The organism is Thiothrix lacustris DSM 21227 (assembly GCF_000621325.1).
GTDB classification, from domain to species: domain Bacteria; phylum Pseudomonadota; class Gammaproteobacteria; order Thiotrichales; family Thiotrichaceae; genus Thiothrix; species Thiothrix lacustris.
This window is the reverse complement of the sequence record NZ_JHYQ01000015.1, coordinates 62,835-77,662: the sequence shown is the minus strand read 5'-3', so window position 1 is coordinate 77,662 and position 14,828 is coordinate 62,835. Positions and strand designations below refer to the sequence as shown.

Genomic DNA, 14,828 nt, shown 5'->3' with positions numbered 1-14,828 from the left:
GGTGGCAGGTTATGGCGATTCATCTTGAAGAATACCGGGAATTTCTGGAAAAAATAACACCGGAAGTGCGTGTGGTGCTGGATGCTTCCTATCAGGAAGCCTCTCGCATGATGTCGCCCGCTGGCGTGAAAGACTATCTGGATGGTGCGAAAGCCCTGTGTCAATTGGGTCGCGGCAACGATGTAGTGTTGACCTATTTGCAGGAAATTCCCCAAGTTGCCAAAGAGTGCGGCGAAGACATTATCCCCGATTGCGTCACCGCCGCGCTGAAACTGTCGTCGATGGCTTCGGGCGAGGTCATTGCCCTGCTGCTGTCAAGCTTGCCAACGGCTTCGCGTCATTTGGGTGATGCGGAACTGGTGCGCGGCTATTTGACCCTGATCCACCAACTTTCCTCTACTGCCGCACGCGGGTTACGCCCGATGTTTGGGCATCTGGATGAATTACTTTCCAAGTTGACCTTGAGCGGCCTGCGCCGCTGGGCGAATTTCGGGGCGCAAGCTTATCGCCGTGATTTCAATAACCTAACGAAGTATTTTAATCTGGCATCAGCGGATAGCCGCGCCACTTTGCAGAAAGAACGGCGCGGAGTGCTGTTCGTCAAAACCCAGCGCAAACTGAATTTTTACCTGCGAGCCTTGTGGGCACGCGACTTTTTCCTGCGCCCCACGGGTGCTGATTACACCGACTTCCGCCCGTACATTGAGCACCGGATTTTCCACATGCCGGATGCGGTGGATGACATCGGCGATATTCCGGGGTTGGAATTGTACCGCGCCACCGCCGCGCACATGGCTGCGCATTTGATGTACACCAACAAAGCATTGTCGGCGGAACAGTTAAGCCCGGCACAGATGTTTTTCATCGGCTTTGTGGAGGATGCGCGGGTCGAATACAAGGCAGCGCAAGCCTTCCCCGGTCTAAAAACCTTGTGGAGCCGCTTGCTGACCGCAGAATACGACGGCAAGGTGGAACACCCCACCATGCTGTTGCTAGAACATCTGGCGCTGATGCTGTTGGATGCTAACGTGCGCGGTGATGACCCTGAATTGCAGCAATTTGCGGAGAACTTCCACGCTAACATTGCCGAAAAACAGGATGACCCGAATTTTGCATGGCGCATGGGGGTTGAGCTGTTTAACCTGTTCACCAGCCGCCGCGAAGTGCCGAGTTTGCGGATTTTGGAGCGGATTCGCATCCCGTTCCGCGACGATAACCGCTTCGTGTGGGTCTATGAGGAATTTGCGTGGGAAGCAGGCTTTGAATACGTGCCTGCCAGCCAGCAGCAAGTACGCCGTCAGGTCAGCGTGATCGAAATGGCGAACGAAGTCGATTGCGAGCTGGCGGGGGATGATGCGCAGGAAATCTGGACGTGTGCCACCGAAATGCGCCCGTATGAAGATGATTTGACCGATAACACCAAAACATTCAATCAGATGTGGGGGAAAGAGCCGATTTCTGACCCATTCCACTACCATGAGTGGGATTACCACATCCAATTGCACCGCCCGGACTGGGTGACGCTGTACGAACGTCGCCAGAAACGCGGCGACCCGGACGATATTCGCGATATTGTGGATGCTTACCGCCCCGTCGCGCACCGCATCAAGCAGATTATCGACTTGCTGACTCCGGCAGGTGTGCAACGTCAACGTGGTCTGGAAGACGGCGACGAAGTGGACATCAATGCGGCGGTCGATGCGATGATTTCCATCCGCATGGGCGAGCAGCCTAACCCACGTATCACCATGCGTAATGTGCTGAAAAGCCGTGATTTGGCCGTGGTGGTCTTGCTGGATTTGTCTGAATCGACCAATGAACCGATGCAGGGTTCCGACAAAAGCGTGCTGCAACTGACCCGCGAAGCCTCGACGCTGGTGGCGACGGCGATGGAGGGAATCGGCGACCCGTATGCGATTCATGGCTTTGCCTCTGATGGGCGGCATGATGTGCAGTATTACCGCTTGAAAGATTTCAACCAGCATTTTGATGATGAAGCCAGATCACGACTGGCAGGCATGAAAGGTGGATTGTCGACCCGTATGGGTGCGGCTTTGCGCCATGCCGCACACCATTTGTTCAAGCAACCGGAACGCCGTAAGCTGATCTTGCTGGTCACGGATGGCGAACCGGCGGATATTGACGAGCGCGACCCGCAACATCTGCGCCTTGACACCAAGAAGGCGGTGGAAGAGCTGTATACGCAAGGTGTGTTGACCTACTGCCTGACGTTAGACCCACATGCGGATGATTATGTGAAAAGGATTTTCGGGCAGAACAACTACACGGTTATTGACCATGTGGATCGTTTGCCGGAACAGTTGCCGTTGTTGTTTGCGAGTTTGACGAAGTAAACTGACTTGCCAAAGAAATACCTCGCCTATTTCTTTGGCTTAATCATGTCCAAGCGATTTCTTAGTATTGTTGCTTGCGTTGGATGTAATCTTTTCATTGTTGCCACACGTCCGACAGTGCTATTAAATAACTTATTGTATTCTTCTGTTTTTCTGCCATATTTCGCCATTTCCTCGCATTGAAAAACGGCTGCCCTAATATCAGCACGCTTACTTTTAGGTAGTGAGGGTCTTCCTTTATCAACATTTAAGTTGTGGATTCTTTGTTTTTCTCCTTGAGTCATGATTTTATGTTTGCCTCTATTAGGCTTAACATCTTTTGAAAGTAACATCCCATAAACATCTGAAATCATAGAGGCTAGTAATTTTTTCGATGGCTTATAATCACAAGATATTGTAATATCATCGACTAAGCGTGAGTAACTCATTCCTTTTTTTCTAAGGTATTCCACAAGCACTGGCTCTTTATCCCACAAAATCAAATTGGCAATATATCCACTTGTTTTTGCTCCCTGCGGAACAAATCCATTGTGTGTAGTTAGCTTTGTCAAAACATCTGCAACTTCAGGAGAGAAGTGGAAGAAGTATAACCACATTTTTTTAACAACTGAATCCTGAATAGAAGGAAAAAAATTTGACACATCTTCTGTTATTAAAAATTTCTTTCCCGCATGAATTTTAGTATTTGAAATGTAATCTCGCCCTGAAATCCCACCTTGAAGATAAAAAGGATATTTCACAACCCTAAACAATGCTATTTTAATTCTATCGTGAATATTTTTAAGCGCTGGTCTAGCATCGTAAGTAACTCTTACTTTTCCATTTTCTTTCTTTACACACTTCGCCACAAAGAAAAGTGAATCAGAATTTTGAGCAACTTCCAGTAATTCAGCTTCAGTAACATCTAATGTTTTAGCTAAAGACTCGATACTCGCAATAGGCTTATGTGGATAATATGCACTCACAATTTATTTTGCTGATATTAACTTTAGTACTGTTAATGACAGTTTTTCAGCTAGTTCTTCTGAAATACCATCAAGTTCTTCTTTATCAGAGGCAAGAAACATAAGAATGCTAGTCGGGACTTCTAAAGCCGTTGAAATATCTTGAAGCGTGGATAAGTTTGGATCTCTTTTCCCTTTTTCCAACAAAGAAAGGTAAGATACTGAAATATTTGCCTTTTCAGAAAGTTTTGATTGTGTATAACCTTTCTGTGTTCTGCAAAGTTTAATGGCATTACCGATATTCATAAAAATTAGTGACCTGCTGCACATTGCACAGTTTTAATGTTGAACAAACATTTCAATCAGCTTGGCAATAGCTGGCATAGCCCCAATGAACTTTCCAATTAATTGGATAATTTCATTATGGTCCATGTCTTCTTTTTCCCCAAGAGCATATAGCTCTAACTGTTTGATTGCCCGACTCAACTCCATGCGAGTGCTGCTCCCAATGTCATCATGCTTTTCCATTTCTTCTTGAATTTTCTTCAAGGTGTTAATGGAGTCATTTAAGTACACTTGATTGCTCATAAAAATCCTTATATCAACTACTCGATGCGAAATTGCACCCGTCGTCAATGCGTTTCTGATCCGAGTAGAAATGACATAGGAGCACAGGTCACTCTCTTTGCGGTGCTGTAAGCACCGCCCGTCGTGTAGATTATGTATGTTGCTATTCGCTCCGCTCGCGCACTGGATAACATCCGGCGTTGCATCGTCTAGCCACATGCCCACGGGTAGTTGGTCACAACTTAAACTTATGACCGACTCAAAGTGTTGAGCCTTTTGCGGGTTCAGAAACTTAGATTTTCGTGTCTTAAAGAGCATCTAGGCGGTAACACCTAGTCATAGGTAGTCATTATAGAGAAACGCCCAATCCAGTCAATAATTTTTTACTGTGAGTCAAAAAAAGAGTTTAAATAACCTCAAACGTACATCATGATTAAAAATCACTTGCATAAATCTCATTTTGAGATAAAGTAATAACAAACGAACAAGGACAGCCTATGCACATCATCACCCGCAAACGGATCATTGAAGCAGAAGAAAGATACCCTGATTGTGAAACCGCCTTGCGGGGTTGGTATTTGCTGATGAAAGGCACGGATTTCAGCAATTTTGCCGATCTGAGAAATGCCTTCAACAGTGTGGACAAAGTAGGCGATCTATATGTATTCAACATAGGCGGCAACAAGCTACGCCTGATTACCGCCATTCACTTCAAGACAGCAAAGGTCTATATCCGTGCGATCTTGACCCATAGTGAATACGACAAAGACAACTGGAAGGAATGAAGCCATGGGTGCAATCGCCGTTAAAACTGCAATGGAACACTGGTGCTATGTTGCCCCGTTGTTGCTGTTGCCTCAAACCGAAGACGACTATAACGCACTGGTTGAAGCCTTAGATACCGTGCTGGATGCGGGCGGTGCTGACGAAAACCATCCGCTCGCCACACTGGCTGACCGGATGGCTGACTTGGTTGCCCAGTATGAAGATGCCCATGTGCCCCCCATTCCTGCTACTGGCATTGATGCACTCAAATTCTTGATGGAAAGCCATGATGTTGGGCAGGCAGATTTAACTGAAATTGCTAGCCAAGGGGTTATATCCGAACTCCTCAACGGCAAACGTGATTTGAATGTGCGACACATTCGTGCATTAAGTGAGCGTTTCGGTGTACCTGCACAAGTATTTCTTAGGTAAATTTTGCTGCTCTATCAAGCCAACAAAAGCCGCTGGTAATCCTGCGAATAATTCGCCGCTTCCGCAATCACATACTCCTTAAACGCCTGCGCCGCTGGGGAAAGCCACTTACCCTCCCGCATAACAATATGCCAGTAACGCTGGATCGGGAAATTTTCCACATCCAGTATGCTCAACGAATGGGTTTCCAGTTCCAGTTGGATGCTGTGTAATGACACAATTCCCAACCCCAGCCCGGCAATCACCGAATATTTAATCGACTCATTGCTACCCATTTCCAGCGTACTCGAAAACGTATGCCCGTGTTCGGCAAAGAAACGTTCAATCGCTGCCCGCGTTCCCGACCCCGGCTCACGCACCACAAACTTTTCGCCAATAATGGCAGATACCGGAATATCTTTCTGCCCCGCCAGCGGATGATTCGCCGGTGCAATCAATACCAGCGGGTTACACATCAGCCGCTGCGAATGCAGATCAAGGTTGGCGGGTGGTTCGCCCATCACCACCAAATCAGCGTCATAATTCTGCAACTGTTCCACCAGCGTTTTGCGGTTGGTGATATTCAGGGAAACGGTAATACCTTCATTTTGTTCGGAAAAGCCCGCCAGCATTCGGGTAATGAAGTAAATCGAAGTATTCGCCGCCGATACCTTAATATACCCCTGATGCACATTCTTCAACTCCTCCAGCGTTTCCACCATGCCTTGATACTTGGCGGAAATTTCGCAAGCGTAAGTGTGCATCGCCCGCCCTGCTGCCGTCATCACAATGCGCTTGCCTTGGCGCTCAAATAACGACAAACCCACGTTTTCTTCCAATTGCTTGACCTGCATCGATATGGCAGGCTGTGTCATGTGCAGCAACTCTGCTGCGCGGGTAAAGTTTTCCGTTTGGGCAACGGTTTGAAAGATCTGGATCTGGCGGAAGGAAATGTGCATCTTAACTAATTTACTCAGAAATTCAGGGTTTCTTGTCGTCAGAATAACATAATTAAGACTGATGTTTAAGTAAGAATAAATGAGTTTCTCTTATCTTAAGCATCGCTTATACTTACGCCCACTAAAAGTTATCGCACTATTTTTACTCATACTGAGGAGAGAGTCATGGACCAATCTGGACGCTACACAGATCTTAGTCTGAAAGAAGAAGACCTAATCGCAGGTGGTAAGCACATTCTGGTTGCTTACAAAATGATGCCACAGCCAGGTCATGGCTACCTGGAAGCAGCAGCGCATTTCGCGGCCGAATCTTCCACCGGTACAAACGTTGAAGTTTCCACCACTGACGACTTCACCAAGGGTGTTGACGCACTAGTGTACTACATCGACGAAGCCACTGAAGATATGCGTATCGCGTACCCACTGGACTTGTTCGACCGTAACATCACTGACGGCCGCATGATGGTCGTATCACTGTTGACGCTGATTATCGGCAACAACCAAGGCATGGGCGACATCAAACACGCCAAAATCCATGACTTCTATGTGCCTGAGCGTGCCATCCAGTTGTTCGATGGACCATCCAAAGACATCTCTGACATGTGGCGTATTCTGGGTCGTCCAGTGGTTAACGGTGGTTACATCGCGGGTACGATCATCAAGCCTAAACTGGGTCTACGCCCAGAGCCATTCGCAGCGGCTGCTTACCAGTTCTGGCTGGGTGGTGACTTCATCAAGAACGATGAACCACAAGGCAACCAAGTTTTCTGCCCTGCCAAGAAAGTTTACCCACTCGTTTATGATGCAATGAAACGTGCACAAGACGAAACTGGTCAAGCGAAACTGTTCTCTGCCAACATCACCGCTGACGACCATTACGAAATGTGCGCCCGTGCTGACTTCATCCTCGAAGCGTTTGGCCCGGATGCGGACAAAGTTGCCTTTTTGGTTGACGGTTTCGTTGGCGGCCCTGGCATGGTCACGACTGCTCGTCGCCAGTACCCTAACCAATACCTGCACTATCACCGCGCGGGTCACGGCATGATCACTTCCCCCTCTGCACTGCGTGGTTACACTGCGTTTGTACTGGCGAAACTGTCACGTCTGCAAGGTGCTTCCGGTATCCACGTAGGCACTATGGGCTACGGTAAAATGGAAGGCGAAAACAGCGATAAAAACATCGCGTACATGATCGAACGTGACGAGTGCCAAGGGCCAGTTTACTTCCAAAAATGGTATGGCATGAAGCCAACCACGCCCATCATCTCGGGCGGTATGAACGCACTGCGTCTGCCAGGCTTCTTTGAGAACCTGGGTCACGGTAACGTTATCAACACTTCCGGTGGTGGCTCTTACGGTCACATCGACAGCCCAGCGGCTGGTGCAATTTCCTTGCGTCAATCGTATGAGTGCTGGAAAGCCGGTGCTGACCCAATCGAATTCGCGAAAGAGCACAAAGAATTTGCTCGCGCATTCGAGTCATTCCCTGGCGATGCAGACAAGATCTACCCAGGCTGGCGCGAAAAGCTGGGCGTACATAAATAAGTCGCAAGCAACCACAGTAAGGTGGGGGGTGCAAACGCACCCTTCGCGCTTTCCACTCTTCCCAACATGCTGTCAGGAATCCCACCCATGACCGATGCTACCCAATACACCATCCAGCAAGAGCCTTTTTATCAAGCCACCGGACGCGAAGTCGAACTGTACCAAGCCGCGTACCGTTCCCGCCTACCCGTGATGGTGAAAGGCCCGACGGGTTGTGGTAAGTCGCGCTTCATCGAACACATGGCGTGGAAACTCGGCAAGCCACTGATCACCGTGGCCTGTAACGAAGACATGACCGCCTCCGATCTGGTCGGACGCTATTTACTCGAAGCCAATGGCACACGCTGGTTGGATGGCCCCTTGACCACCGCCGCCCGCATTGGTGCGATTTGCTACCTCGATGAAATCGTTGAGGCACGCCAAGATACGACCGTCGTCATTCACCCCCTGACCGATCACCGCCGCACCTTGCCGCTGGATAAAAAAGGCGAACTGGTGAATGCGCACCCTGATTTTCAGTTGGTGATTTCCTACAATCCGGGCTATCAAAGCCTGATGAAAGATTTAAAACAGTCTACTAAACAACGTTTTGTAGCTTTTGATTTTGACTACCCGTCAGCCGAACTGGAATCCAGCATTTTGCAGCAAGAGGCCAGTGTGGATGCTGCAATGGCTGATAAGCTGGTGAAAATTGCCCACACCGCGCGTAACCTGAAAGGCCACGGGCTGGATGAAGGCATTTCCACCCGGTTGCTGGTGTACGCCGCAAATTTGATGCGTGATGGAATTGATGCAGGCGATGCTTGCCGCATGGCACTGGTCAGCCCGATTACCGATGACGCGGACATTCGCAGCACCTTAAACCACGCGATTGACGCGATCTTCGGATAAACAGCATGGAAGACACCATCGCCCGTTACCGCACCCAACTAAGCTGCAACTTCAAGCAGTTAGATGAAGCCTTTGCCGCCTGTATGCAGGATGCTATTGCCCTGTTGAGTGAGGAAGGCATCAACGACTACCTCGACGGTGCGTCGTTGGTGTGCAAAATCGGGCGCGGTTTCGACCCCGTGCTGACTTATCTGGAAGAAATGCCGATATTGGTGCACCGGCTCGGCGATGAAGGCTTGCTAGGCAAAGTCAGCCAAGCGGTGTGGAAAATGTCGCGCACCCCGAATGGCCGTTCCATTCCCGCCTTCCTACAAGCCTTGCCGGAAGCCTGCCGCCGTATGAACAGCGCCGAATTGGTGGAAAATTACATCGCCATCGTGTTCGACATGATGGAACGTACCACCGGCTCGATCCACGGTTTCCACACCACCATTCCCAGCCCCGGCTTACCCAAACTACTGGGGCAAATGCCCTATTTGATGAGCCAGTTGGCTCTGGGCGGCTTGAAAAACTGGATCGAATACGGCATCCGCAACTACGGCAGCCACCCGCAACGGCAGGAAGAATATTTCAACTTGGAATCCGCCGACAGCAAGGCGATGTTGCAGCACGAACGCCACGGCACACTGTTTACCCACCACGAGCGCAAGCTGAACCTGTATTTGAAAGCCTGCTGGGAAAATACTGAATACTTAGTGCCTTATTCGGTCGATTTCCGCGATATGCGCCAGCAACAACCGTATTTTGACGACTTCGGGATACGCATTCCTGACGTGTTCGACGACGCGCATGGCGTAAGCGGCATTGACCGTTACCGCGCGGTGTTGGCACACATGGCAGCACATCAACGCTGGACGAAAAAAGTGGTCGCGGACAATTTCAGCCCGCAACAGCGCATGGCAATTGAGCGGCTGGAAGATAGCCGGGTGGAATACTTGGCGATGCAGGAATACCCCGGTTTACGGCGGCTATTCATGGCCTTGCACCCGGTTCCGCAGGAAGATGAATGCAACACGCAAACGGAATCATGCTTCCGGCATCGGTTGGCCATGTTTTCGTGGGCGCTGTTAAACCCCGCACATGGCTACCAGAACGTGCAGATCAATGAGTTTGCGGGCAAATTCCGCGCAAAAATGGCGGAAGGCAACGCCACCACTGCCGATATGGTGCAACTGGCGATTTCGTTTGTAGCACGCACGCGCTTGCAATCTGACCAGTTACCCAGCGTGTATTTTAACAATACCGCGATTGGCTACCGCGATGACAACCGCCATTTGTGGCAATTCATCGAGGAAGGCGACGAAGAAGAAGCCTTCGAGGAACGCAAGCAATCTGAGCAAAATCAGGAAGTTCAGGGCTTGCCACCCCGCCATTACCCGGAGTGGGATTATAGCACCCAAACCTACCGCCCGGATTGGACAAGCGTGTATGAAAGCCTGCATCCGTCCGGCAATCCGGCGGTGATTGATGCGCTGTTGCAGAAACACGCGGCGTTGGCGAAGCGTTTGAAGCAGATTGTGGATTTGTTGAAGCCGCAAAATTATACGCGGGTACGCTATCAGGAAGAAGGCAGCGAGCTGGATTTGGATGTGGCGATCCGTTCGTTGATTGATTTCAAGGGCGGGGCGAACCCTGATCCGCGCATCAATATGAGTCACAAGCATGACGGGCGCAATATTGCGGTGATGCTGTTGCTGGACTTGTCAGCCTCGATCAGCGAAGTGCCGGAAGGCGCGACGCAAAGCATTCTGGAGCTGAGTCAGGAAGCGGTGTCGTTGCTGGCGTATGCGATTGAGGCGCTGGGCGACCCGTTTGCGATTGCGGGGTTTGCGTCCAATACGCGCCACGAGGTGCGTTACCAGCACATCAAGGGTTTCAAGGAACATTGGAACGACGAGGTGAAGGGGCGGCTGGCGGCCATGCAGGCGGGGTATTCGACACGGATGGGCGCGGCGGTGCGTCATGCGGCGCATTATTTGGAACATCAACAAGCGGATAAAAAGCTGCTGCTGATTTTGACCGATGGCGAACCGTCGGATATTGATGTGGATGACCCGCAGTTATTGACCCAAGATACGCGCCAAGCGGTGAAAGAATTGGATCAAAAAGGCATTTACAGCTATTGCATTAGCCTTGATCCGCGAGCGGATGAATATGTGCGGGATATTTTCGGCAAGCGCGTTACCGTGGTGGATAATGTACAGCGGTTGCCGGAAAGGATGACACAGGTGTTTGTTACGTTGACGGGGTGATATTTTTAAATTAAATCACCCTCCAAACAAAACCTGCCTGATTTAAATCATTGATAATAAATAGGAATACCATAGGCACTCCTGATTCTCGTTAAATAATTTGATATTTCGGGTGTTGCTGCATTAGGAGAATTCGCAACTGAACGTCAACAGCGGGCAGATAAAGATGCGTTCAAACGCATTCTGACACACCAAGGCGGACAAGAACCGTGTGAGGGAGATGAGTTGGTGATTGGCTAATGAGTGGGGCATTAGACGAGTTATCGCATATTGCAAAAAACTAGCCCAACCAACTTCAAATTGCTATGTTGCGCCCATGAAATCAGGAGCAACTACCATGCAACCATCGCCCATCACCGAAAAGCCACAACCACCCGCCCCCAACGAATGCTGCGAAAGCGGCTGTGACCCCTGCGTGTGGGATATTTACCGCGCAGCATTGCAGCAATGGGAGCAAGCGCAGCAAGACGCAAACACCGACACAACCAAGCCCGCAACGCAAACTTAAACCCTATCCCGATAAGGCTGAACGCGCCATTTCCAGCCGTTGTTATATGATAAACACCAGAAGTCACGGCAAAACAGGAGTGCCCCATGATCCAATCCACCACCCCGACGATTGAAGGCAAACACATCACCCAATACCACGGTGTCGTCACGGGCGAAGCCATTTTAGGCGCAAACATCTTCAAAGACTTTTTTGCCGGAATCCGCGACATTATCGGCGGACGTTCTGCTTCCTATGAAAAGGAATTACGCAAAGCCCGTGAAATCGCCTTTGCTGAAATGGAAGCCCAAGCACAAAGCCTAGGCGCAAATGCCATCGTCGGTATCGACCTAGACTACGAAAACATCACGATGGGTAACAGCGGTGGTATGTTGATGGTTACTGTTAGCGGTACGGCCGTTAACATCCAATAGTTTAGCAATCCTCCCAAACCACCCAACCGAGACAACCATGACCATCAACACCCTACTAACCCAACTCGCCACCGCCCCCGAGCAAATCGTCTTTGCCGACGTACTCGCCACCATCGCCGCGCACTACACCTACACCCCGCAAAGCTTCACCAATGGCAGCGACGACGACACCGTAAGCAACCCGGCAGGCACCAACGAAGGCTCGTGCAAACTCTTCGCCTTCGCCCACCTGCAAGGCTTGAATGCAGCGCAAACACTGGCCTGTTTCGGCGAACATTACCGCGACGTACTGGCAACGCCCGACGGCATCAACCACGCCAATATCCGCACTTTCATGCGCCACGGCTGGGCAGGCATCCACTTTGACGGCAAAGCCCTGCAAGCCAACGACTAAGCATTACGCCTTGCGCCACACCAACAGCCGGAACAGCCAGTTATTGAAAGGAATACTTGGAACGATGAAGTGAAGGGGCGGCTGACGGCCATGCAGGCGGGGTATTCGACGCGGATGGGTGCGGCGGTGCGTCATGCTGCGCATTATCTGGAACATCAACAGGCGGATAAAAAGCTGCTGCTGATTTTAACCGATGGCGAACCGTCGGATATTGACGTGGATGACCCGCAACTATTGACGCAAGATACGCGCCAAGCGGTGAAAGAATTGGATCAGAAAGGCATTTACAGCTATTGCATTAGCCTTGATCCACGAGCGGATGACTATGTGCGGGATATTTTCGGCAAGCGCGTGACCGTGGTGGATAATGTGCAGCGGTTGCCGGAAAGGATGACACAGGTGTTTGTTACGTTGACGGGGTGAGTTTATTGTAAAAAAATATGCTGCCTATGAAAATCCAAGTACTGGATTGATTCTTTATGGACAGTTCTTAGTCTAAGAGCATTAGATAGACCAAGCATTTTATAATTTTCCTCATTTATTAAGCTGGAATATTGAACAGCACCATTATTTCTGAATGTCAAGTAACCTCGGTCAAATAATTTGTCTAAATTGGGTGTCAACATTAATCCATTAAAACCATCTAAGCGTTCATAGTTGTTACTAAATCGCCAAGGCTTTATATGTGAGGCAATTAGTAATTCAGATATATTGCATTCAGTAACTGAGCAACAGTCGCCCCATAAGCCTAGCAATCTTGCTCTAAAATCTCCTTGTCCTATTCGACTGTTAATGATGCTTTTTTGTGTTGTCTCATCTAATCCAATATATGTATTTTTATATTCTTCAAGCTCCTCAATAACAGTCAAAATACATGAATCAAAAGTCAATTCAGAATTTGAATTATTCCTATTGACACTTTCATTGGCAATATTCTTTAATGAGGTTTCAGATTGAATTCTTTCGTTATTTTTTGAAATTATCAATCTGTAAATGCCCCGTTCTGTTTTTTCAAAGACAGCCTCATTTAAACCTTTATAGTTACCAGATTGAGGACAATGATCTTCAATTTTTTTCTGAATAGTCTCTCTATAGGAGTGTGAACTACCATAGTGATCAGGCATTCCACCTCGACGTTCTGTAACTTTATCCTTGATGAGTTTAGCTTGGGCTTGACCTCCAAGTTCTTCTAGGGCAGAAACTATTTCTTCTAGTGTAATTGCACCAGTTTTTCTCATGGAAATCCCCGAAAAAACTTATAGGATACAGCTTTCCTTTAGTGTTGGCGACAACATCCGGCTCTTCCAAAAACGCCAGCACGATGCTTTTTTCATCTACCCATTGATTGCTCAAAAACTCTCTTTGCCATAACTTTAGATATTGCATAAGATGTCATATAAGATACCAGTCAACAAGGAACACCATGCTTTGTTGTGTTTTGGATACAGATGTGATCATCGCTGCCATGCGTAGCCCAACGGGAGCTTCTGCGGCTATTTTGCAAATCGCAGCGGATACATCACAAGTCTGTTTACTAGCAAGCGTTCCGTTAGCACTGGAATATGAAGCTAAATGTCTGGAAACGCGCCATTGGACAGAAGCCCAGTTGAGCAAGGAAGAAGCCAGCATTTTTGTCGATGCAGTCATCGCATTGGTCGAACCCGTCCACATGGACTTTTTGTGGCGACCACAATTGCATGACCCAGCCGATGAAATGGTGTTAGAAACCGCTATCAATGGCAGGGCAGAGATACTTGTTACCTTCAATCTACGCGATTATGGCGATGCCCCCGCCCGTTTCGGTATCCAAGCCATGCGTCCCGCTGATGCTATTAGGAGAATTCGCATATGAAACAACAAACTGCAACTTACCCTCTGCGCCTACCTCGCTCTCTCAAAGAGGCGGTCAATGAAGCGGCAAACAATGACGGTGTGAGCATCAATCAATTTATCGCTATCGCCGTAGCAGAAAAACTGGCTGCAATGAAAACCGCCCGTTTTTTCACTGAACGTCAACAGCGGGCAGATAAGGATGCGTTCAAACGCATTCTGACACGCCAAGGCGGACAAGAACCGTGTGAGGGAGATGAGTTGGTGATTGGCTAATGAGTGGGGCATTAGACAAGTTATCACATATTGCAAAAAACTAGCCCAACCAACTTCAAATTGCTATGTTGCGCCCATGAAATCAGGAGCAACCGCTATGCAACAATCCCCCATCACCGAAAAACCCCAACCACCTGCCCCCAACGAATGCTGCGAAAGCGGCTGTGACCCCTGCGTGTGGGATATTTACCGCGCAGCATTGCAGCAATGGGAGCAAGCGCAGCAAGACGCAAACACCGACACAACCAAGCCCGCAACGTAAACTTAAACCCTGTCCCGATAAGGCTGAACGCGCCATTTCCAGCCGTTGTTATATGATCGAGACAAGCAATCACTACATACGCAAACACCCGAGACAACCATGACCATCAACACCCTACTAACCCAACTCGCCACCGCCCCCGAGCAAATCGTCTTTGCCGACGTACTCGCCACCATCGCCGCGCACTACACCTACACTCCGCAAAGCTTCACCAATGGCAGCGACGACGACACCGTAAGCAACCCGGCAGGCACCAACGAAGGCTCGTGCAAACTCTTCGCCTTCGCCCAATTGCAAGGCTTGAATGCAGCGCAAACACTGGCCTGTTTCGGCGAACATTACCGCGATGTACTGGCAACGCCCGACGGCACCAACCACGCCAATATCCGCACTTTCATGCGCCACGGCTGGGCAGGCATCCACTTCGACGGCAAAGCCCTGCAAGCCAACGACTAAG

19 protein-coding genes are annotated in these 14,828 nt (G+C 49.3%); 14 read left to right on the top strand and 5 right to left on the bottom strand.

Annotated elements, in window-relative coordinates; genetic code table 11:
- Positions 1-11: 11 nt before the first annotated feature.
- Positions 12-2,354, top strand: a complete 2,343-nt coding sequence (locus tag Q394_RS0108385; RefSeq protein ID WP_028488891.1) for a VWA domain-containing protein — start codon at positions 12-14, stop codon at positions 2,352-2,354.
- A 26-nt stretch (positions 2,355-2,380) separates the two neighbouring features.
- Here Q394_RS0108385 and Q394_RS0108380 read toward each other — a convergent pair whose 3' ends face one another.
- Genes Q394_RS0108380 through Q394_RS22350 form a run of 3 tightly spaced genes read right to left on the bottom strand, consistent with a single transcriptional unit; the run spans position 2,381 to position 3,886 of the window.
- Entirely contained in the window at positions 2,381-3,319 is a 939-nt protein-coding gene (locus tag Q394_RS0108380; RefSeq protein ID WP_169735886.1) for a reverse transcriptase family protein, read from the bottom strand.
- Between the two features lie 3 nt (positions 3,320-3,322).
- Positions 3,323-3,604, bottom strand: coding sequence for a helix-turn-helix domain-containing protein (locus Q394_RS0108375; RefSeq protein WP_028488889.1), 282 nt, complete (start codon positions 3,602-3,604; stop codon positions 3,323-3,325).
- Between the two features lie 33 nt (positions 3,605-3,637).
- On the bottom strand, positions 3,638-3,886 hold the full coding sequence (locus tag Q394_RS22350) for a hypothetical protein (protein ID WP_156946781.1): 249 nt from the start codon (positions 3,884-3,886) through the stop codon (positions 3,638-3,640).
- 476 nt (positions 3,887-4,362) lie between these two features.
- On the opposite strand from Q394_RS22350, the gene Q394_RS0108365 reads away from it, so the two are divergent.
- A complete protein-coding gene (locus Q394_RS0108365) occupies positions 4,363-4,650 on the top strand; it encodes a type II toxin-antitoxin system HigB family toxin (protein ID WP_028488887.1) in 288 nt (95 codons plus the stop codon).
- Between the two features lie 4 nt (positions 4,651-4,654).
- Entirely contained in the window at positions 4,655-5,062 is a 408-nt protein-coding gene (locus Q394_RS0108360; RefSeq protein WP_028488886.1) for a helix-turn-helix domain-containing protein, read from the top strand.
- 14 nt (positions 5,063-5,076) lie between these two features.
- Here Q394_RS0108360 and Q394_RS0108355 read toward each other — a convergent pair whose 3' ends face one another.
- Positions 5,077-6,000: a LysR family transcriptional regulator gene (locus Q394_RS0108355; protein WP_028488885.1), complete on the bottom strand. Its 924-nt coding sequence runs from the start codon at positions 5,998-6,000 to the stop codon at positions 5,077-5,079.
- A gap of 165 nt (positions 6,001-6,165) precedes the next feature.
- Between Q394_RS0108355 and Q394_RS0108350 the strand changes: the two genes are divergently transcribed.
- The 7 genes from Q394_RS0108350 to Q394_RS0108320 all read left to right on the top strand — a co-directional run bounded on the left by Q394_RS0108350 (position 6,166) and on the right by Q394_RS0108320 (position 12,426).
- Positions 6,166-7,545 (top strand): ribulose-bisphosphate carboxylase, encoded by a 1,380-nt coding sequence (locus Q394_RS0108350; RefSeq protein ID WP_028488884.1) that lies wholly within the window; start codon positions 6,166-6,168, stop codon positions 7,543-7,545.
- An 87-nt stretch (positions 7,546-7,632) separates the two neighbouring features.
- Complete coding sequence (locus tag Q394_RS0108345) at positions 7,633-8,436, top strand: CbbQ/NirQ/NorQ/GpvN family protein (RefSeq protein WP_028488883.1); 804 nt, start codon at positions 7,633-7,635, stop codon at positions 8,434-8,436.
- A gap of 5 nt (positions 8,437-8,441) precedes the next feature.
- Complete coding sequence (locus tag Q394_RS0108340) at positions 8,442-10,688, top strand: nitric oxide reductase activation protein NorD (RefSeq protein ID WP_156946779.1); 2,247 nt, start codon at positions 8,442-8,444, stop codon at positions 10,686-10,688.
- Between the two features lie 337 nt (positions 10,689-11,025).
- On the top strand, positions 11,026-11,196 hold the full coding sequence (locus Q394_RS0108335; protein ID WP_210223529.1) for an oxidoreductase-like domain-containing protein: 171 nt from the start codon (positions 11,026-11,028) through the stop codon (positions 11,194-11,196).
- Between the two features lie 86 nt (positions 11,197-11,282).
- Positions 11,283-11,609 carry a heavy metal-binding domain-containing protein gene (locus tag Q394_RS0108330; RefSeq protein WP_028488880.1) on the top strand — a complete coding sequence of 109 codons (327 nt, stop codon included), beginning with the start codon at positions 11,283-11,285 and terminating at the stop codon, positions 11,607-11,609.
- 37 nt (positions 11,610-11,646) lie between these two features.
- On the top strand, positions 11,647-12,003 hold the full coding sequence (locus tag Q394_RS0108325) for a HopJ type III effector protein (protein WP_028488879.1): 357 nt from the start codon (positions 11,647-11,649) through the stop codon (positions 12,001-12,003).
- Positions 12,004-12,072: 69 nt separating this feature from the next.
- Positions 12,073-12,426, top strand: coding sequence for a VWA domain-containing protein (locus tag Q394_RS0108320; RefSeq protein WP_245606754.1), 354 nt, complete (start codon positions 12,073-12,075; stop codon positions 12,424-12,426).
- A gap of 2 nt (positions 12,427-12,428) precedes the next feature.
- Here the strand turns inward: Q394_RS0108320 and Q394_RS21410 are convergent, their stop codons facing one another.
- The gene (locus Q394_RS21410) at positions 12,429-13,241 is read right to left on the bottom strand and encodes an HNH endonuclease (protein WP_051543120.1); all 813 of its coding nucleotides are present in this window, start codon (positions 13,239-13,241) and stop codon (positions 12,429-12,431) included.
- A gap of 185 nt (positions 13,242-13,426) precedes the next feature.
- On the opposite strand from Q394_RS21410, the gene Q394_RS0108310 reads away from it, so the two are divergent.
- The 4 genes from Q394_RS0108310 to Q394_RS0108295 all read left to right on the top strand — a co-directional run bounded on the left by Q394_RS0108310 (position 13,427) and on the right by Q394_RS0108295 (position 14,827).
- Positions 13,427-13,855 carry a putative toxin-antitoxin system toxin component, PIN family gene (locus Q394_RS0108310; protein WP_028488877.1) on the top strand — a complete coding sequence of 143 codons (429 nt, stop codon included), beginning with the start codon at positions 13,427-13,429 and terminating at the stop codon, positions 13,853-13,855.
- Entirely contained in the window at positions 13,852-14,109 is a 258-nt protein-coding gene (locus tag Q394_RS0108305) for a toxin-antitoxin system HicB family antitoxin (RefSeq protein ID WP_028488876.1), read from the top strand. The genes Q394_RS0108310 and Q394_RS0108305 overlap by 4 nt, the downstream gene beginning before the upstream one ends.
- A 97-nt stretch (positions 14,110-14,206) precedes the next feature.
- Positions 14,207-14,371 carry an oxidoreductase-like domain-containing protein gene (locus Q394_RS0108300; protein WP_211248792.1) on the top strand — a complete coding sequence of 55 codons (165 nt, stop codon included), beginning with the start codon at positions 14,207-14,209 and terminating at the stop codon, positions 14,369-14,371.
- Between the two features lie 99 nt (positions 14,372-14,470).
- Positions 14,471-14,827, top strand: coding sequence for a HopJ type III effector protein (locus tag Q394_RS0108295; RefSeq protein ID WP_028488874.1), 357 nt, complete (start codon positions 14,471-14,473; stop codon positions 14,825-14,827).
- Position 14,828 lies beyond the last annotated feature (1 nt).